Raw genomic sequence first — 18,431 nt, forward strand, 5'->3', positions numbered from 1 at the left:
GTATCAGCGATTCCAGGTTTTTATCGGCGATTTTCTGGGAGTTATCAGCGATTCCAGGTTTTTATCAGCGATTTTCTGGGAGTTATCAGCGATTCCAGGTTTTTATCGGCGATTTTCTGGGAGTTATCAGCGATTCCAGGTTTTTATCAGCGATTTTCTGGGAGTTATCAGCGATTCCTTTCAATTTATCAGCGATTCGAGCTACTTTCTATCATATAAACAGCGAAAAGCGTGTCCTAAAAATACAGGACACGCTTTTTTAGCTATCTTTAGACATATATACTTCTTCATATGGTTGAATGATGACAAAACCTTCGCCTGAAAAAGCCATCTGAATAGATTCACCACTACCACGACCGATAAATGTTCGGAAGCTAATATCTGTTTTAAACTCTGGAGCCAAATTACCTGACCATGCTACTGTGGCATGTGGATCAGTATAGATCGTTTCACCAGGCTTCACTAACAATGTTAACGGTTCGAAATGAGTTGTAATGGCTACCTTCCCTCTTCCTTGTAAGGTTACATTAAACAGCCCACCTGACATGACTCCTGCCATTTTACGCATTAAATGAATATCCCAATCTATACTTGGCTCAAAGGCGAGTAAATCATTGCCGTTTACACAAATACTTTCATCCTTTAAATCGAAAACCGTTATTTTTTTCCCTTGATCGGCTAAATAAAGTCGCCCCTTACCTTTCGCTCTCATAAGTTGTGTACCTTCGCCTGTTAATGCTTTTTTAAACATTTTACCTAGGCCATGCTCCAGCACACGCTCACGCTCAAATTTTATATCTCCTATGTAAGAAATCATCGCGCCCATTTTCGACCAAACCTCGCCATTTAGGTTGACCTCTAATACACGCTCAGTTTCTAACTCGAAATATTCATTTTCGTTGTCGTCCTGCTGTGTTTTATTAATAAACTCATTTAAAGAAAATTTCCCCATATCAATCTGCCTCCTTATTTACTTTATATACGCATTTACTTTTAAAAAGATTCAATCAACAAAAGGTATAATTCTACTTGAATTTAGCACTCTAACTAGACTTACTCAATAGATCATTAGCGGTTGCTATTTTTCTGACAAATACACTTCCAACTTGCAATAAATAAATGCACAAGGCAGTACTGTTATAATTTTATGCTGAATGAAGATAAAAGAGGGTGAAAAAAATCCCTAGTTTTAGGTAACCATTGAAAGTTGATTATTGAACCATGCATTTGCATTCCGTTACAAAATTTCTCTTTTGGTAGCGAAATCACTTTATTTCCCGGAATGATATTGACATCAGACATCGACTGTTATACATTAAACAGAGATTAATCAAGTGTTATATAACAACAGCTACAAAAAAAGACCATACAAGCGTCATGTGCGAAATGACACTTATATGGCCAATACCTTCAAGTGCGAATTGAAAGTATTATTTATTGTGAAGCGGAGACGTCTCCAACCTTTTGAGAAGCTTCTTTTAATGCTGTGCGTTTACGTACATCTGCACGTAAAGTTAATGAAATAATTAATGAAGCTGCAATTAACCCTGTAAACACATAGAATACTGGAATATAGCTTCCATAAGCATTTTTAATTGCGCTTACTAAAAGTGGGCCAAAAACGCCACCTAATGACCATGTCGTTAATAAATAACCATGAATAACACCAAGTTGCTTCGTACCAAATAAATCACTTGCAAATGCAGGTAAATTCGAGAAGCCTCCACCATAGCAACTAACAACTAAGAAAATAAGTGCTTGGAAAATAATTACGTTTGTTGTATATGGTAAGACAATAAATGTAACTAGCTGTGCGATAAAGAAAATTACAAAGACGTTCGAACGACCAATATAGTCAGACACAGCAGCCCATACTAAACGACCACCACCATTAAATAATCCCATTACTCCTACCATTGCTGCAGCTCCCGCAACTGATAATCCTACAATTTCCTGAGCCATTGGAGATGCAACAGAAATCATCATAATACCTGCTGTTACGTTTACTAAATGCATCGACCAAAGCATCCAGAAATGCTTAGTTTTCACAGCTTCACGCGCTGACATGACAGCTAAATCTTTTTTCACTACTTCTTTACCATTGTTTGCAGCAGCCTTCATATTCGCTGGCATATAATCAGGTGCAGGCGGTACTATATATAAAGCCCCTAAAATCATTAACGTGAAATAACTTGCCCCTAAAATAAAGTAAGTTGTAGAAATACCCACAGCCTCCATTAAGTTAGCTGCGACAGGCGCTGTAATTAGTGCCCCTGATCCAAATCCAAGTACAGCCATACCTGTTGCTAAACCTCGACGGTCTGGGAACCATTTTACTAGTGTCGATACAGGTGAAATATAACCAATACCCATACCCAATCCACTTAGTAAACCATATGTTAACCAGTACATTGTTACGGAATCCATTGATATCGCCAAACCAGCACCAGCTTGTCCTGCTCCAAATAGAACAGCTGCTATCATCGCAGATTTACGTGGACCCATTTTCTCTACTAAGCTACCAAATAACGCTGCGGAAGAACCAGCAAGCCCCATCATTATTGTAAAGGCAACCGTTACGTTTGTTTCGCTCCATCCCATTTCTGTGACAATCGGTAGCTTGTATACACTGTATGCATAAGCTCCACCGATCGAAAGATGAATAGCGATTGCGGATAATGCAATTAACCATCTATTTTTATTCATAAATTCTCTCTTCTCCCCTCTTTTGCTACCTGTGAAAGTTTTATGAACGTCCATGTAAAACAATTTACCACTTAGAATTATTCAAATGCAAGATGTTTTTTTAAAAAATATTATTTCTCCAAAAAGTATTTTATTTTTTACCCTAGTAATATGATAACAAAAACCCTACAGCCTCTAAGTAAATAGGTGTTTATTAAACGAAAATTATTACATTTTTTAGCTAATATTATTTTTCTACTCTATTATCCAACTACCTTTAAATTATTTTGATATAATTAATTTTGTGCATATTTTCACATGTAACCTATGTATTTTTCACTTTTTCTACCCCTCATAATTTCTCCACACTCCATTAAAAGATCATAAACAAATATTCATTACGTAGAAATATCTAGAACAAAAGAGAATTTTAAAACTTAAATAAACAAATTTCTTTCGTATAAAAAGAAAATCAAAAAAAATATTATATGATATTTTTAACTTTTAATGGATTTTCAATTAAATAAATCCAATATACATTCTGCATATAGCAAAATGAATAATCATTACCTATTCATTTTTATTATTCAAATATATATTTTTTCTTTTAAAAAGAATCCTGCAGATTCTTTTTAACTATGACCAGTCATGCTTTTTAAATTTAAAAACTACTAAACCTATCAGTTTTCATAAATACATTTGCTATAGCACACAAATAAAAACAGTTCTTTTTAACTAATGCTGTATTACAGTAAACTAACCTTCAATTTTGGGCGATTGTCATAATGACAATTCTCTTCCTATATAAAGTATTTATTTTTTTAAATCAAATATTTCGAAATGGCGTTCATAATTAATCTAGTAATATATCAAAAAGAGATGCTCTGGAATAATTCGAGCATCTCTTTTTATAGAGAATAAAAGAGAAATATAATTATTGTAGGTCCTAGTACGATCGATGAAATAATCGTTACGTAATGTCTTTTTTCTTCACGCCCATAATAATATTCAATCATAATAGAACTTACCATGGCGACAGCTAAAAATCCGCATATTGCTGCTGTATATACAAACCAGCCATTTATATTAAATAAAATTATAACCACTGCATTTATAAACTTAGCAATATACGTTGTAAGTTGATGACCTGTATTGATATATTTTGGCTCCTTTGGAATGCTAAACATTTTTCGAATAGCTTTTTCAATAAGCCACACTAGAAAGAGAGCAATTATTAAAAAAGTAAACATCTCACCAAAACTAATATCTTTATCATCTTTTCGCATAAGGGCAATAAATGCTGAGGCAGTATCTTCATCTTTCACTTTGTAAAAGATATTTGTATGTCGATCGCTAAAAGCTAGCTGCTCATCGTTTAAGAACATTTTCAGTTGCACAGCCTGCCCATTGTCAAACTCCACCCATACATCACGAAATGCAAAATAATTAGTATCCTTCTGCGATATAACTGCTTTCTGTAGCACATTGGCTATGAGCGTTGTTTCGGAATCTTTTTTATAAGCTTGTTGTCCTAAGATCCAGCCAGTTCTTCCAGCCTTAAAGGAATCTTCCTCCCAACTATGCGAACTAGTAAATTGTTTAATATCTTCATGTTGGGCTAGTTCAACAATCGTAGCATGCTTAGCTGTATCTACTTGACTCCATGGACCAATTAATATCAAACAGAGTAACGTCACGACTGCTCCAATGATAATCGCAGGATATTGCCATCTACGAGGTTGTTTATTTTGCTGATATACATTTTGCAAAATACTCTCCTGCAATTGGTGCGAAAAACGTGGGGCTTCTCCAAGCTCTTTATCCAGTTTATCCTTAAAAGATGTCATCTACTAGCACCTCCCAATGACTTTTGTCCAGTTTTTCCTGCAATATTTGTCTAGCTCTACGCAGCCTTGTTTTCACTGTATTTTCTGTACATGCAAGAACCTCTGCTATCTCTCGAACCTTTAATTCTTGATAATAATAAAGGATTATAACCTCTCTATAGATGATCGGAAGCTCAAACAAAGCTGCTGTCAAAATTCTTCGCTCATCCTTTTCAAGTAAATTTGTTTCAGGCGTTCGCTTGCTGACTCCGATGTGCAGCTTTTCAAATAAAATATGACGCTTATTTTTCCAGCTTCGTAAATAGTCATGACTTTTATGTACTGTTATTTTTACTAAATATGTTTTTAGTGAGGATCTTTGTTCAAAGCGCTCCTGCTTCCGATAATAGGCAAAAAACACATCTTGAACGATTTCTTCTGCAATTGCCCAGTCTTTAACATATAGATAAGCAACTCGAAGACAATACTCACCATGCTCATCCATAATATTCGCTAAATGCTCACTCAAACAAACACCTCCTATTCCCATTCACACTATAGTCGTATCGAAATCTCAGTTGGTTTCAGTAGAAAAGAAAAAAGTGCCCAAATATTGGACACTTTTTACATTATTATTTAACTACAATATTAACAAGCTTGCCTGGAATGACAATTATTTTTACTAAATTTTTGCCTGCCATATACTCTTGTACTTTGTCATCTGCAAGTGCTACTTTTTCGATTTCTTCTTTTGAAGCATCTTTTGCTACGATGATTTTTGCACGTACTTTGCCGGCAACCTGAACTGCGATTTCCACTTCATCATCAACAAGCTTAGACTCGTCATATGTTGGCCATTCCTTATATGCAAGTGTTTCGTTATGACCTAAAATCTGCCATAACTCTTCTGCAACGTGTGGAACCATTGGAGCTAACATCTTCACAAAACCTTCAGCGTATGCTGTTGGAATAACATCTGCTTTGTAGCAATCATTGATGAACACCATCATTTGTGAAATAGCTGTATTGAAGCGAATTCCTTCGTAATCCTCTGTCACTTTTTTCACAGTTTGATGATATGACTTTTCAAGAGTTTTGTCATCAGACGCTTGAATTTTAGCAGCAATTGTACCGTCTTCCTCATTGACAAATAAACGCCAAATACGATCTAAGAAGCGACGTGCCCCGTCCAAACCATTTGTTGACCATGCAACGGATGCTTCAAGTGGCCCCATAAACATTTCATATAGACGTAAAGTATCAGCACCATGTGAAGAAATGATTTCATCAGGGTTAACGACATTGCCTTTTGATTTAGACATTTTTTCATTACCTTCACCAAGAATCATCCCTTGGTTAAATAATTTGTGGAATGGCTCTTTCGTGTGTACAACACCTAGATCGTATAATACTTTGTGCCAGAAGCGAGCGTATAGTAAGTGTAATACTGCATGTTCTGCCCCACCGATATAAATATCAACTGGTAACCAGCGTTTTAGTAACTCAGGGTCCGCAATTGCTTCTTTATTTGTTGGGTCAATATAACGTATGAAGTACCAGCTAGAACCTGCCCACTGTGGCATCGTGTTCGTTTCGCGACGACCTTTTTTGCCTGTTTCAGGGTCAACAACATTTACCCATTCAGAAATATTCGCTAGTGGAGATTCACCAGTACCTGAAGGACGAATATTATCTGTTTTAGGTAGCATTAATGGTAATTCTGATTCCGGCACTGGCGTCGTTGTACCATCTTCCCAATGAATCATAGGGATAGGCTCACCCCAGTAACGTTGACGAGAGAATAACCAGTCGCGAAGACGGTAAGAGATTTTCTTCTCCCCTACGCCTTTTTCCTCAAGCCATTCAATTGCCTTAGCAATACCGTCCTCTTTGTTTAAGCCATCAAGGAAGTCAGAGTTAATGTGCTTACCATCCCCTGTGAATGCTTCTTTACTAATGTCTCCACCTTCAAGTACAGGAATAATTTCTAAACCAAATTCTGTTGCGAATTCATAGTCGCGCTCATCATGTGCTGGAACTGCCATGATTGCACCAGTACCGTATGATATTAATACGTAGTCCGCAATCCAAATCGGCATTTTTTTACCGTTAATCGGATTGACTGCATAGGCACCTGTGTATACGCCTGTTTTTTCTTTCGCTAAATCTGTACGCTCTAAATCAGATTTCAATTTTACTTTATCTAAATAAGCTTCTACCGCTTGACGTTGTTCAGCAGTTGTAATTTGCTCTACTAATTTATGCTCAGGTGCAATAACACAGTATGTAGCACCAAATAATGTATCAGGACGAGTTGTAAACACTGTGAAGTTTTCATCTGTGCCATCAATGTTAAATGTTACTTCTGCACCTTCCGAACGACCAATCCAGTTACGTTGCATATCCTTAATAGACTCTGGCCAATCAACTTCCTCTAAGTCATCGATTAAACGGTCAGCATAGGCTGTAATTTTAAGCATCCATTGTTTCATTGGACGACGTTCTACAGGATGACCACCACGCTCTGACTTTCCATCAATAACTTCTTCGTTTGCAAGTACTGTTCCAAGTGCTGGACACCAGTTTACAGCTACTTCATCTACATAGGCTAAGCCTTTTTTATAAAGTTGGATAAAGATCCATTGTGTCCATTTATAATATTCTGGATCTGTTGTGTTAATTTCACGATCCCAATCATAGCTAAAGCCTAGCTCTTGGATTTGACGCTTGAATGTCGCAATATTTTTCGCTGTAAATTCTGCTGGGTCATTTCCTGTATCAAGTGCATATTGTTCTGCTGGTAAACCGAAAGCATCCCAGCCCATAGGATGTAGAACGTTATAGCCTTGCATACGTTTAAAGCGTGAAAGAATGTCTGTTGCTGTGTATCCCTCTGGATGCCCTACATGAAGACCTGCACCAGATGGGTATGGGAACATATCTAACGCATAAAATTTCGGTTTTTCTGTTTCATTTTCAGTTTTGAAAGTTTTATTATCAGCCCAATATTGCTGCCACTTTTTTTCGATTTGTTGATGATTAAAACTCATTAGTTTTCCTCCTTTTAATGTGTCATGCTTTTCACTAGAATTGACAAAATATTTAAAAAATAAAAAAACTCGCCCCTTTCTTTGTCAGAAAGGGACGAGAGAATTCGTATCTCCCGCGGTACCACCCAAATTAGTGATCACACTCGGCTCTAGCTTCCTTAACGCGGAAGGAACGGCACGCGCTATTTCACGCGGGCAGACTCAGAAGGCGAGTTCAATTTGCTTTCCTACTAGCTCCCACCAACCGCTAGCTCTCTAAAAAGAACCACAAATCTACTATTCCTCATCACTGTCTTTACATGTATTGCATTTATTCTAATGGAAAGTACTGAAAAGCACAAGCCTTTGTTAACATACTAACCCATCACTGAATAATAAAATCCCTTTTTTCCTTTGGTAGGGGGGATAACTGCTGACATTCACGAAAAGCAAAATGCTTACATCCAATGCATTTATTTGTATCTAAATAGCTGAGAGCTTTATTAATCGCCTCTCCTGTATGCTGATAGAAATTCTCTTCACCAATTGCAGTATATAAGCCATTGTTTTGTAGTGCTATTTTCAATTCATCTTGCACACCTGTAACTAAAATGGTACCACCCTGCGTTTTGAAATTTTGAATGATATTTCTAAAATACGCCTCACCTGTTGAATCCATAAAAGGCACTTTACTCATGCGTAATATCAAAACTTTTGGTTGATGATGAATGGAACCTACAATTGCCTGCTCAAAAGTTTGAGCTGCACCAAAGAAAAGTGGACCCTCAATTGTATAAATACTAATTTGTGGACAGTCATGCTTCTGATGGACAACATGTGATTGCACTTTTCCACTCTTTAACGAATGGTCTGGTAATACCTTTGTTACTACAAGCTTTTCGCTCATACGCTTCGCAAATAATACGACTGCTAACACGAGCCCAACCTCTACAGCTAATGTTAAACTTGTAAAAACAGTAAGAAGAAACGTAATGATTAATACGAGAGAATCTCCTGATTTTAATTTAACAATATGTGCAAAATGCTTTTGTTCACTCATATTCCATGCCACAACCATTAAAACTGGAGCCATACTTGCTAATGGGATATGTGAAGCAAAGGGAGCTAATAATAATAACGTTACTAATACAAATACACCGTGAATAACACCTGATATTGGTGATGCTGCTCCTGTTTTTATATTTGTCGCAGTACGGGCAATAGCACCCGTTGCAGGAATCCCACCAAAGAAAGGAGTGATAATATTAGCAATTCCTTGGCCAACAAGTTCTCGATTACTATTATGTTTTGTATTTGTCATTCCATCCGCTACTACTGCAGATAGAAGTGATTCAATTCCACCAAGCATGGCAATTACAAACGCCGGCCCAATAAGTAGCTGAATTCGCTCAAATGTTATATCCGGAATTGCAAAATTCGGTAATGTATTCGGAATTTGACCATAGGCCGTTGCGATTGTGGCAACTTGTCCAGAAAAAAAGAACGTTGCAACTAATGTAGAAACAACAATGCCTGCTAACGCCCCTGGAACTTTGGGTAAAACTTTAGGTGTTATTAAAATAATAATAAGACTAATGATTGCCGTTAAAACACTATAAAGGTTTATCGTACCAATATGCAAAACAATTTCTTTTACATTGTCAATAAAATACTCATGTCTCTTAATATTAGTCAAACCTAAGAAATTGGCAATCTGACCTGTAAAAATACTAACCGCAATTCCTGCTGTAAATCCTATCGTTACGGGACGAGGAATAAATTTAATTAATGAGCCAAGTTTAAAGATACCCATTAAGCACAAAATAATCCCGGCCATTAATCCTGCGACCAGTAAGTTTTCATAGCCATACGAAATGACTATTCCTAACAAAATCGGCACAAACGCCCCCGTAGGTCCCCCGATTTGATACTTCGAACCACCCAAAAGTGAAATAAGTATCCCAGCAATAACAGCTGTATATATTCCATACTCAGGCTTAACACCTGACGCAATGGCAAAGGACATTGCCAGCGGTATTGCCACAATCCCGACAATAATCCCTGAAATTAAATCTTTCTTCAAATGATGAACAGAATATCCTTCATATCGTCCTGTAAACAGTGACTTCATCTATAAATCTTCCCTTCAAAATAATAAGCAAGGTAAACATTTCATAAAATCTCGGTTTACAAAATTTACATATCCTCTTCATTATTTTCGTTAATAGTCATTTCTTCTAATCTTGAAATTGTATTTATTAAGTGATTGTTGAAAATATCTTTTGCGACACCAAGTAATTCTCCAATCATCGGATCACTCAAAGAATAGTAAACTTTTTTCCCCTCTTTCATCCCATACACAATATTTTTGCTCCGTAATACACTTAATTGCTGGGAAACAGCTGAGCCTTCTTTTTCTAAGCAACTTTGAATTTCGTTGACATTCTTTTTACCATCTACTAGTAATTCTAATATTCTAATTCGTAATGGATGTGCTAAAGCTTTAAAAAAGTCTGCCTTAAATTGCTGCAAGCTCTCTTCCACATAAATCCCCCCACGGAACTTCATTTTTATATATTCAAATATTTGAATATGTATAAATGATTGTACGCTAATATATGCTTACTTTCAATATCAAATATTAAAAAACGAACAAAAAACGTGTTTTTCACACGTTTTTTGCTCGTTCTGAAAGTATTTTTGTTAAATTTAACTATTAATCTATCACGGTTTTATTCTTTCGCAAAGGATAATCATAGAGAAGGCATGGAATAATCGCAAACAATACAATAATTACCAGAATTAATACGAGCGCAATCATACCAAACTGATCGACCATAACACCACCAAATAATGGGCCAATCATACGACCTGTTGTTGCTGCACTATTAATAATTCCTTGATAAAAGCCCTGACGCCCTTTTGGTGCAAGCTGATTGGCGATGGTGGGTAAAGCAGGCGTATAAAACATTTCACCAAAAGTTAGCACGACCATCGCTGCCCCAAACATTCTAAAATCACTTGCAAATGCAATGATTCCAAAGGATATTGCGATAAGGGTAACACCAAATACTAATTGACGCTTCAATTTATTTTCCCAACGTTTCACTAGCGGCGCAATTAGCGGTTGCCCTAAAACGATGAGAAGGCCATTAATAGTCCATAGTAAGCTGTACTGTTTCAATCCTAATCCTAAATCTTGCGTATAGGAAGAAATAGTCGCACTCCATTGTGAATACGCTAACCAGCATAGCACAGAGGATGAACTTATAATTAATAATGCATAAAACGGTGCTTTATTAATAATTCGCTTACTTTCACTCACGACATTCTTCGGAGCAATGCTACCCTCTTCTAATTGTTTAAAAGTAAATAAAGCTATAAAAAAGAACAAAATATACATGGCTAAGTTGACTTTAAAGACGTAGTCAAATTGGTAATCAGCAACAACCCCGGCAAGTGCAGGTCCAATTGCCACTCCTAGATTTTGAGCTAAATAAATAGCGTTAAAGGCCTTTCTTCCACCCTCTGGCCACGCAGTTCCAGCTAAAGCAAACATCCCCGGGAATACGATACCTCCACTAAAGCCAAGTATCGTTAATATCCACACATAATGTGGCCAGCCATGCCAAATCGTTAGGGCTATTAATGAGGCAATCGTCAAAAGAATGCCAAACATTGTTGATTTATAGCCACCTATTCTATCAAATAAATAACCACCCAAGAGATTCCCTATTACGCCGGCAGCAGAATTCAACATCAACACAAAGCCAGCCATCGCAAGTGACTTCCCTAAATAATCGTGCAAATAAATGGCGTTTAATGGCCATAAAAATGAGTTGCCCGTCGTGTTCACAAACATTCCTATTATTAAAAACCAAACACTTTTTGGCATAGAATGACCTCCATTATTTCGCTACTCTAAATAAATAGTTTATGTTGAAAAATACAAAAGTACAAGAAAAATAAATTTACTCTTTTTACATAGACTTTAGAACGCTTTAATGAAGATACTTTTAGTGTTGGTTACGAAAAGCACTCTTTGATTTGCTCAGGTCATTGTCCTTTTCGCTCGGCTACTTCCATCCGTTCGCTCCAGTCGTCTTACTTTTCGCTTAGCTCTCCCATTATTAAGTAGTCTAGTCCTAAATATTAAGTTCTTACCTCATGACGGAACCATTGACACATGATAAAATATAGTGTTAGAGGAGTGAAATAAATGACAGAAACAAACTTTCCTTTTCCTTCAGATGGAAAAAGATATTATACATGGAATCGCTATTTACGTGAGCAATTTGGTCATAAAGTTTTTAAAGTAGCATTAGATGCAGGCTTTGACTGCCCAAATCGGGATGGTACCGTTGCCTTTGGAGGTTGTACGTTTTGTAGTGCAGCAGGTTCAGGTGATTTTGCGGGCAACAAAGTTGATCCTATTGAGGTGCAATTTGCTGAAATACGTGACAAAATGCATCAAAAATGGAAGGATGGCAAATACATGGCCTACTTCCAAGCGTATACAAATACACATGCACCACTACCTGTATTAAAAGAAAAATTTGAAGCTGCCTTAGCCCAAGAAGGTGTTGTCGGATTATCTATCGCTACGCGCCCAGACTGTCTACCAGATGATGTAGTCGAATATTTAGCTGAACTAAACGAGCGCACCTATTTATGGATTGAGCTCGGACTTCAAACTGTACATGAAAAAACAGCGAATCTTATAAACCGTGCCCATGATTATGCAACATATGTGGAAGGTGTTGAAAAGCTACGAAAGCATGGTATTCGTGTATGCTCACACATTATTAATGGTCTTCCTCTTGAAGACTATGACATGATGATGGAAACTGCTCGCGAAGTCGCAAAACTTGATGTACAAGGCATTAAAATTCATTTATTGCATCTTTTAAAAGGTACACCAATGGTTAAGCAATATGAAAAAGGAATGTTAGAATTTTTAGATCAGGACGTTTATACAAAGCTAGTAGCAGATCAGCTTGAAATTCTACCACCAGATATGGTTATTCATCGTATCACAGGCGATGGACCAATTGATTTAATGATTGGCCCGATGTGGAGTGTTAATAAATGGGAAGTATTAAATGGCATTGATGCTGAGCTTGAACGCCGTGGAAGCTGGCAAGGGAAATTTTATCAAGCTGAGGTTGCCAAATGAAGTTACAGCGCGTTTTACAATATGCTCAACAGCTAATAAAAGAAACAGTTAAAGAAGGCGATACTGTAGTGGATGCCACAGCAGGAAACGGCTACGATACATTGTTTTTAGCACAGCTTGTCGGCGATGAAGGCCAAGTATACGCCTTTGATGTTCAAAAGAACGCTGTTGATGCAACTCTCCATCGCCTTTTAGATAATGGCTTAGAGCATCGTGCACTTGTCTTACATAGAGGGCACGAAGAAGTAGTCAACTATGTACACAAGCCAGTAGCTGCTGCAATTTTTAATCTTGGTTATTTGCCTGGAAGTAATCACGACATCATTACACAGCCAAATACGACAATACAAGCAATTGAAGATTTACTACAACTGCTCAAAAACGGTGGTCTTATTGTCCTTGTCATTTATCATGGTCATCCGGGTGGTAAGGAAGAACGAGATGCTGTCATAGAATATGTTAGTCAACTTCCCCAAAAATATGTACATGTATTAAAATACGAGTTTCTAAATCAACAAAATGATCCACCCTTTGTGATTGCTTTGGAAAAAGTGAAAGATTACTCGTTAAGTTAATTAGCTAGTTTTAATATTTAAGGCATGATTCCGATAACGCATTAGAATCATGCCTTTTAATTTTTTAAAAAATATCCCCCGATGGCGCGGGGGGGAGGGAGGAGTACTTAATTTTACTTTCATGTCAAATTACCTTTTAGCTTAGTTAGAGTTTAAAAGTGTTTGTTGTTTCCTTGCATCTACATAACGCTGATTGACTTTATCCCAATCAATAGTATTCCACCAATTCGTAACAAACTGACGCTTCGCTTTCGCGCAGAGCAAAGCTTCCTGGGGGCGTCGGGGCAACATATATTTTTTACGCGAAAGCGAAGCAGCAGAATGTTGGTCACTTAGGCGTTATCTCAGAACGTGATGCTTTTAGCCTTCGTTCCCCTTCCTGTTCACTCGCGTAGCTCGCTCCAGGGTCTCATCTGTGATCCCAAGGAGTCTCCCAGCCTCAACTACAATCAACTTATATGTATGGCATACGTTTTAACAAATTTCATCTACAACTTTTGGTGTTAAGCCTTTTTTATAGCAAACAAAAAACTATCTAATAGAATGTTTAACTCTATTAGATAGCTTTCTCTCTAGCGTCTATTTATTTTTACGTTTCTCATTATAGTCTACCCAGAAATCTGCACCTTTAATTCCTAGTTTACGAGGATCAAAAACAGGATCTTTTCCTTCTTTTTTCTGTTTCTCATAATCCTTTAATGCGACTATAGCAGGCTTCATAATAATTAAAATTGCTATAACGTTAATCCAAACCATTAAGCCAAGTCCAACATCCCCCATTGCCCAAGCAAGGTCGGATGTGCGGATAGTACCGTAAAACGAAGCAATTAAAATTGCAAATTTCGCCAGCCATATGACGACTTTTTCTGTAGTTCCCGTGAATAAATAAGCCACATTTGTTTCGGCAATGTAGTAGTATGCCATAATCGTTGTAAAAGCAAAGAAGAATAAGGCAATCGCTACGAATGGTCCACCAAAACCTGGTAGTGAAGAATCGACTGCATATTGTGTGAAGGCTGCACCTTCTTTAATACTTTTCGCAAATGTGATTTGTTCTTCTCCAGTTAATCCGCCTTTATTGAAATCGCCAACATAAACATATGAATCAGCGCCCGCTTTTTCATCGTGCACATTATACATACCCGTAAATAAAATCATAAATGCTGTAGCTGAACAGATTAATAGAGTATCAATATACACAGAAGCTGCTTGAACGATACCTTGTTTAGCAGGGTGTGATACTTCTGCAGCCGCTGCCGGATGCGCACCTGTCCCTTGACCTGCTTCATTTGAATAAATACCGCGTTTAACCCCCCATGCAATAGCGGAGCCAATAATACCACCAAAGATTTCTTGTGCACCAAATGCGCTAGAAAAAATTAATGAAAATACAGCTGGTACTTCTTTAATATTCATTGCAATAATGACGATTGCCATAAGAATATATGCTAATGCCATAAACGGTACAATGACCTGTGCAGCATTGGCAATCCATTTAACACCGCCGATAATAATAGTGCCTAATAATACAACAATAATAAGTCCTGTAATCCAAGTCTTAACATCGAAAGCGTTTTCAACCGCTGTCGCAATTGCATTCGATTGAACACCAGGCATCAAAACTAACATGGCAGCCAATGCGGCAACAGCAAAAATAACTGCAAACCACTTTTGCCCCATTCCTTTTTCTATGTAAAAAGCTGGCCCACCACGATATTCTGTATCTTTTTCTTCTTTATAAATTTGAGCCAACGTCGACTCAACGTAAGCAGTTGCCGCACCGATAAAGGCGATTGCCCACATCCAAAATACAGCACCAGGTCCCCCCATCCCGATTGCTGTAGCTGTACCGGCTATATTACCTGTACCTACTCGACCAGATAATGCGATAGACATCGCTTGGAAAGATGAAATCCCCTTTTCTGATTTTTCACCTTTAAACATTAAAACAAACATATCTTTAATGTGTCTTACTTGTAGGAACCGTGTAATGATTGAAAAAAAGAGTCCGATTAACAAAATGCCATAAATAAACCACGGTCCCCATAAAATCTCATTAATTTTCCCAACGATTGTTTCCATTTAACCCCTCCAATTTGAAATAATGTAACTTAAGACATTATAGTATTACACTTTTCAGAAAATTACAACATTATATTCAAGTAACAATAAGTTAGTAATTTTCTAGTTAATTAGAGAGGTAATTCACTATTCAATTATATAGCCAATTCTTCGAAGAGCATTATTAATAAAATCACGTATATAAACAAAAATCTCATCACGCTCTACTTCATGGAATAAATTATGATAACAGTTTGCCCATTCTTTGAATTGAAACTCTGTAAATTCCATCTGATGTAGCCAGTTTCGTGTTTGTTTAGTTTCAGTAATATTATCTTTTTCAGCTGTCATAACTAACATAGGCATATTAGGGAATTCAGCCTTAGGTAATAGCACTAAATTGCGCATCATTTGCTGTAGTTCTCGATACCATTTCACTGAAACGACTGACGAAAAAGGAACCTCATCCTTCATCTCATCTCTACCTTCTAAACTACGCGTTATTGATTCTAATGTAATTTCATGGGTCAGCTTCACATTTGCAGTCAGGGCACTTAAACTAGTTAAAGCATTTGATAGTTTACCTGGTAATAGTTTTAAATGAAGCCAAGGTGAAGTTAAGATAATCCCTGCACATTCATATTTTCGTTTTTGCATGGTATGTAGTAATAGTGTCGCACCAAGCCCATGTCCTATTAAAAAGACAGGTAAATTATACGAAAAAGCATTCTCGATTAAATGCCTTGTATATTTGTTGTATTCTTTAAAATCTTCATCGTGAACACGAGAAAATCCTACATTTACTCCATGATTAGGTAAATCACCCATGACTATGTGGAAGCCTTCCATTCTAAGTTTTTCTATAAGCCATGCATACCATCGGTGATTTTCATATGCACCATGAAGAATAGCAACCACAGCCTTTGCTTGTCCATCAGCTTCCCATTTCCACATTTCACATAGTCCTCCTAAAAAAATAATTACACAATGATTATATCGGAATATCTAGCACATTTTAATTTTATATTTCCATCAAGTTGCGTATTTGATACGATAATATTACATCATAGAAAGAAAAGAGGCGATCCTCATGATCTATCCATTTAAAGGTAAAACACCCAATATCGATCCATCTGTTTTTATTGCCGATTATGCAACCGTTACTGGTGACGTTACAATAGGTGCTGAAACTACAATTTGGTTTAATACAGTTATTCGAGGGGATGTATCACCAACAATTATCGGAAAAAGAGTTAGTATTCAAGACCTCTGTTGCTTACATCAAAGCCCTAAATATCCACTTATTATTGAAGATGAAGTAACAGTCGGACATCAAGTAACTTTACATAGCTGTACGATTCGTAAAAAAGCCTTAATAGGTATGGGCTCTATAGTATTAGACGGAGCGGAGATTGGAGAGGGTGCATTCATTGGGGCTGGTAGTCTTGTACCTCCAGGCAAAGTCATTCCTCCAAATAGCTTAGCATTAGGTCGTCCCGCAAAGGTTGTAAGAGAATTAAATGATGAAGATATAGAAGATATGGAACGCATCATACGTGAATATGTAGAAAAAGGGCAATACTATAAATCTCTTCAAACAGAAAATAAATAGCTATATCAACAGCTCCACGTTTGCTTGGACAACCGAGCCATACATATTAGGAGCTTTTTTTTTTCGATAAAAAAAGTGAAAGGGGCTATTAGAATGTTGAGCCCCTTTCTGTAATAATATTTTAAAATATTTTTTCAGCTACTTTATTACTTTAGCTAGATAGTTTATAAACCTGCTTTTTCTTTTAATGCGTCAGCTTTGTCTGTTTGTTCCCAAGGTACATTTAAGTCTGTACGACCGAAGTGACCATATGCTGCAGTTTGCTTATAAATAGGGCGACGAAGGTTAAGCATTTTAATAATCCCTGCTGGGCGTAAATCAAACAGCTCACGTACCCATTTTACAATTTCACTTTCCTTCACTTTTCCTGTCCCAAATGTATCAACAGCAATGGATACAGGTTGAGCAACACCAATCGCATAAGCTAGTTGTACTTCAGCTCGATCTGCTAAGCCTGCTGCTACAATATTTTTTGCTACATAGCGTGCTGCATATGCCGCTGAACGGTCCACCTTAGTTGCGTCTTTACCAGAGAAAGCACCTCCACCATGACGCGCATACCCACCGTATGTATCAACGATGATTTTACGTCCAGTTAGACCAGCATCCCCTTTCGGACCACCAATTACGAATCGGCCAGTTGGGTTGATGAAATATTTAGTATTGGCATCTAGTAATTCACTTGGAACAACTGGAGAAATAACGAATTCTTTTAAGTCTGCTTGAATTTGTTCAAGTGTAGCTTCTTCATCATGCTGTGTTGAAATTACAATTGTATCTACGCGTACTGGTACATTGTTTTCATCATATTCAACCGTTACTTGCGTTTTTCCATCTGGACGTAAATATGCTAGTTCGCCAGATTTACGCACTTCCGTTAAACGACGAGCCAATTTATGTGCTAAACTAATTGGTAATGGCATAAGCTCTGGCGTTTCGTTACATGCATAACCGAACATTAAACCTTGGTCACCTGCACCAATTGCTTCAATGTCAGCGTCTGTCATAGAGCCTTCACGCGCTTCTAATGCTTGGTCAACACCTTGAGCAATATCAGGTGATTGCTCGCCAATAGCAACTAGTACTGCTAGGTTTTCAGCATCAAAGCCGTATTTTCCGCGTGTATAACCGATTTCGGCTACAGTATCACGAACGATACCTTTAATATCTACATAAGTAGAAGTAGTAATTTCTCCTGCTACTAATGCTAAGCCTGTTGTTACTGTTGTTTCACACGCTACACGTGCGTTTGGATCTTCTGCTAAAATAGCATCTAAAATGGCATCCGAGATTTGATCACAAATTTTGTCAGGATGTCCTTCTGTTACACTCTCTGATGTAAATAGTCGACGGTTTGTCATTTGATTTTCCTCCTATTACTTTAACAAATAATATTTGCGAATTAATACGGTACTCATTACCCATGTTCAAGTCCGCTCCTAAGGATTGAACTCTAAAGCCGTTGTA

Annotated in this window: 15 protein-coding genes and 1 other annotated feature; of the genes, 4 read left to right on the forward strand and 11 right to left on the reverse strand. The window is 37.3% G+C overall.

Annotation, left to right across the window (positions count from 1 at the left end; genetic code table 11):
- The coding region (locus ACQKNC_RS14640) for a hypothetical protein (RefSeq protein WP_427425563.1) at nt 1-263 on the forward strand (263 nt) is incomplete at its 5' end.
- On the opposite strand, the gene ACQKNC_RS14645 is transcribed toward ACQKNC_RS14640, so the two are convergent.
- The 8 genes from ACQKNC_RS14645 to ACQKNC_RS14680 all read right to left on the reverse strand — a co-directional run bounded on the left by ACQKNC_RS14645 (nt 260) and on the right by ACQKNC_RS14680 (nt 11,435).
- Nucleotides 260-952, reverse strand: a complete 693-nt coding sequence (locus ACQKNC_RS14645; RefSeq protein ID WP_427425564.1) for an AIM24 family protein — start codon at nt 950-952, stop codon at nt 260-262. The two genes, ACQKNC_RS14640 and ACQKNC_RS14645, sit on opposite strands and share 4 nt — an antisense overlap.
- 482 nt (nt 953-1,434) lie before the next feature.
- Nucleotides 1,435-2,706 carry an L-lactate MFS transporter gene (locus ACQKNC_RS14650; protein WP_427425565.1) on the reverse strand — a complete coding sequence of 424 codons (1,272 nt, stop codon included), beginning with the start codon at nt 2,704-2,706 and terminating at the stop codon, nt 1,435-1,437.
- A gap of 887 nt (nt 2,707-3,593) precedes the next feature.
- The gene (locus ACQKNC_RS14655) at nt 3,594-4,532 is read right to left on the reverse strand and encodes a DUF4181 domain-containing protein (RefSeq protein ID WP_427425566.1); all 939 of its coding nucleotides are present in this window, start codon (nt 4,530-4,532) and stop codon (nt 3,594-3,596) included.
- The gene (locus ACQKNC_RS14660) at nt 4,519-5,040 is read right to left on the reverse strand and encodes a sigma-70 family RNA polymerase sigma factor (protein ID WP_427425567.1); all 522 of its coding nucleotides are present in this window, start codon (nt 5,038-5,040) and stop codon (nt 4,519-4,521) included. Before ACQKNC_RS14660 ends, ACQKNC_RS14655 begins: the two co-directional genes overlap by 14 nt.
- A 103-nt stretch (nt 5,041-5,143) precedes the next feature.
- Entirely contained in the window at nt 5,144-7,561 is a 2,418-nt protein-coding gene (leuS, locus tag ACQKNC_RS14665; RefSeq protein WP_427425568.1) for a leucine--tRNA ligase, read from the reverse strand.
- An 87-nt stretch (nt 7,562-7,648) separates the two neighbouring features.
- Nucleotides 7,649-7,860, reverse strand: a binding site (T-box leader).
- Between the two features lie 65 nt (nt 7,861-7,925).
- A complete protein-coding gene (locus tag ACQKNC_RS14670) occupies nt 7,926-9,671 on the reverse strand; it encodes a SulP family inorganic anion transporter (RefSeq protein ID WP_427425569.1) in 1,746 nt (581 codons plus the stop codon).
- A gap of 65 nt (nt 9,672-9,736) precedes the next feature.
- On the reverse strand, nt 9,737-10,084 hold the full coding sequence (locus ACQKNC_RS14675) for an ArsR/SmtB family transcription factor (protein WP_427425570.1): 348 nt from the start codon (nt 10,082-10,084) through the stop codon (nt 9,737-9,739).
- A gap of 172 nt (nt 10,085-10,256) precedes the next feature.
- Nucleotides 10,257-11,435: an MDR family MFS transporter gene (locus ACQKNC_RS14680; protein ID WP_427425571.1), complete on the reverse strand. Its 1,179-nt coding sequence runs from the start codon at nt 11,433-11,435 to the stop codon at nt 10,257-10,259.
- Nucleotides 11,436-11,759: 324 nt separating this feature from the next.
- On the opposite strand from ACQKNC_RS14680, the gene ACQKNC_RS14685 reads away from it, so the two are divergent.
- Nucleotides 11,760-12,716, forward strand: a complete 957-nt coding sequence (locus tag ACQKNC_RS14685; protein ID WP_427425572.1) for a TIGR01212 family radical SAM protein — start codon at nt 11,760-11,762, stop codon at nt 12,714-12,716.
- A complete protein-coding gene (locus ACQKNC_RS14690) occupies nt 12,713-13,291 on the forward strand; it encodes a class I SAM-dependent methyltransferase (RefSeq protein ID WP_427425573.1) in 579 nt (192 codons plus the stop codon). The genes ACQKNC_RS14685 and ACQKNC_RS14690 overlap by 4 nt, the downstream gene beginning before the upstream one ends.
- 579 nt (nt 13,292-13,870) lie before the next feature.
- Here ACQKNC_RS14690 and ACQKNC_RS14695 read toward each other — a convergent pair.
- Both ACQKNC_RS14695 and ACQKNC_RS14700 read right to left on the reverse strand, forming a co-directional pair.
- Nucleotides 13,871-15,373 carry an alanine/glycine:cation symporter family protein gene (locus ACQKNC_RS14695; protein ID WP_427425574.1) on the reverse strand — a complete coding sequence of 501 codons (1,503 nt, stop codon included), beginning with the start codon at nt 15,371-15,373 and terminating at the stop codon, nt 13,871-13,873.
- A gap of 126 nt (nt 15,374-15,499) precedes the next feature.
- A complete protein-coding gene (locus tag ACQKNC_RS14700; RefSeq protein WP_427425575.1) occupies nt 15,500-16,306 on the reverse strand; it encodes an alpha/beta hydrolase in 807 nt (268 codons plus the stop codon).
- A gap of 136 nt (nt 16,307-16,442) precedes the next feature.
- Here ACQKNC_RS14700 and ACQKNC_RS14705 point away from each other — a divergent pair, with 136 nt between their 5' ends.
- Nucleotides 16,443-16,964 (forward strand): gamma carbonic anhydrase family protein, encoded by a 522-nt coding sequence (locus ACQKNC_RS14705; RefSeq protein WP_427425576.1) that lies wholly within the window; start codon nt 16,443-16,445, stop codon nt 16,962-16,964.
- A gap of 164 nt (nt 16,965-17,128) precedes the next feature.
- Here the strand turns inward: ACQKNC_RS14705 and metK are convergent, their stop codons facing one another.
- The gene (metK, locus tag ACQKNC_RS14710) at nt 17,129-18,325 is read right to left on the reverse strand and encodes a methionine adenosyltransferase (protein ID WP_427425577.1); all 1,197 of its coding nucleotides are present in this window, start codon (nt 18,323-18,325) and stop codon (nt 17,129-17,131) included.
- Nucleotides 18,326-18,431 lie beyond the last annotated feature (106 nt).

Origin of the sequence: Lysinibacillus sp. NPDC094177, from assembly GCF_050279145.1 — a bacterium.
Taxonomy (GTDB): Bacteria; Bacillota; Bacilli; order Bacillales_A; family Planococcaceae; genus Lysinibacillus.

Excerpts from the sequence above, each read along its gene's own strand:
- leuS (WP_427425568.1), bottom strand. The coding sequence starts at position 7,561 with ATGAGTTTTAATCATCAACAAATCGAAAAAAAGTGGCAGCAATATTGG.
- metK (WP_427425577.1), bottom strand. The coding sequence starts at position 18,325 with ATGACAAACCGTCGACTATTTACATCAGAGAGTGTAACAGAAGGACAT.
- ACQKNC_RS14680 (WP_427425571.1), bottom strand. The coding sequence starts at position 11,435 with ATGCCAAAAAGTGTTTGGTTTTTAATAATAGGAATGTTTGTGAACACG.
- ACQKNC_RS14685 (WP_427425572.1), top strand. The coding sequence starts at position 11,760 with ATGACAGAAACAAACTTTCCTTTTCCTTCAGATGGAAAAAGATATTAT.
- ACQKNC_RS14690 (WP_427425573.1), top strand. The coding sequence starts at position 12,713 with ATGAAGTTACAGCGCGTTTTACAATATGCTCAACAGCTAATAAAAGAA.
- ACQKNC_RS14645 (WP_427425564.1), bottom strand. The coding sequence starts at position 952 with ATGGGGAAATTTTCTTTAAATGAGTTTATTAATAAAACACAGCAGGAC.
- ACQKNC_RS14695 (WP_427425574.1), bottom strand. The coding sequence starts at position 15,373 with ATGGAAACAATCGTTGGGAAAATTAATGAGATTTTATGGGGACCGTGG.
- ACQKNC_RS14705 (WP_427425576.1), top strand. The coding sequence starts at position 16,443 with ATGATCTATCCATTTAAAGGTAAAACACCCAATATCGATCCATCTGTT.
- ACQKNC_RS14650 (WP_427425565.1), bottom strand. The coding sequence starts at position 2,706 with ATGAATAAAAATAGATGGTTAATTGCATTATCCGCAATCGCTATTCAT.
- ACQKNC_RS14700 (WP_427425575.1), bottom strand. The coding sequence starts at position 16,306 with ATGTGGAAATGGGAAGCTGATGGACAAGCAAAGGCTGTGGTTGCTATT.
- ACQKNC_RS14655 (WP_427425566.1), bottom strand. The coding sequence starts at position 4,532 with ATGACATCTTTTAAGGATAAACTGGATAAAGAGCTTGGAGAAGCCCCA.
- ACQKNC_RS14670 (WP_427425569.1), bottom strand. The coding sequence starts at position 9,671 with ATGAAGTCACTGTTTACAGGACGATATGAAGGATATTCTGTTCATCAT.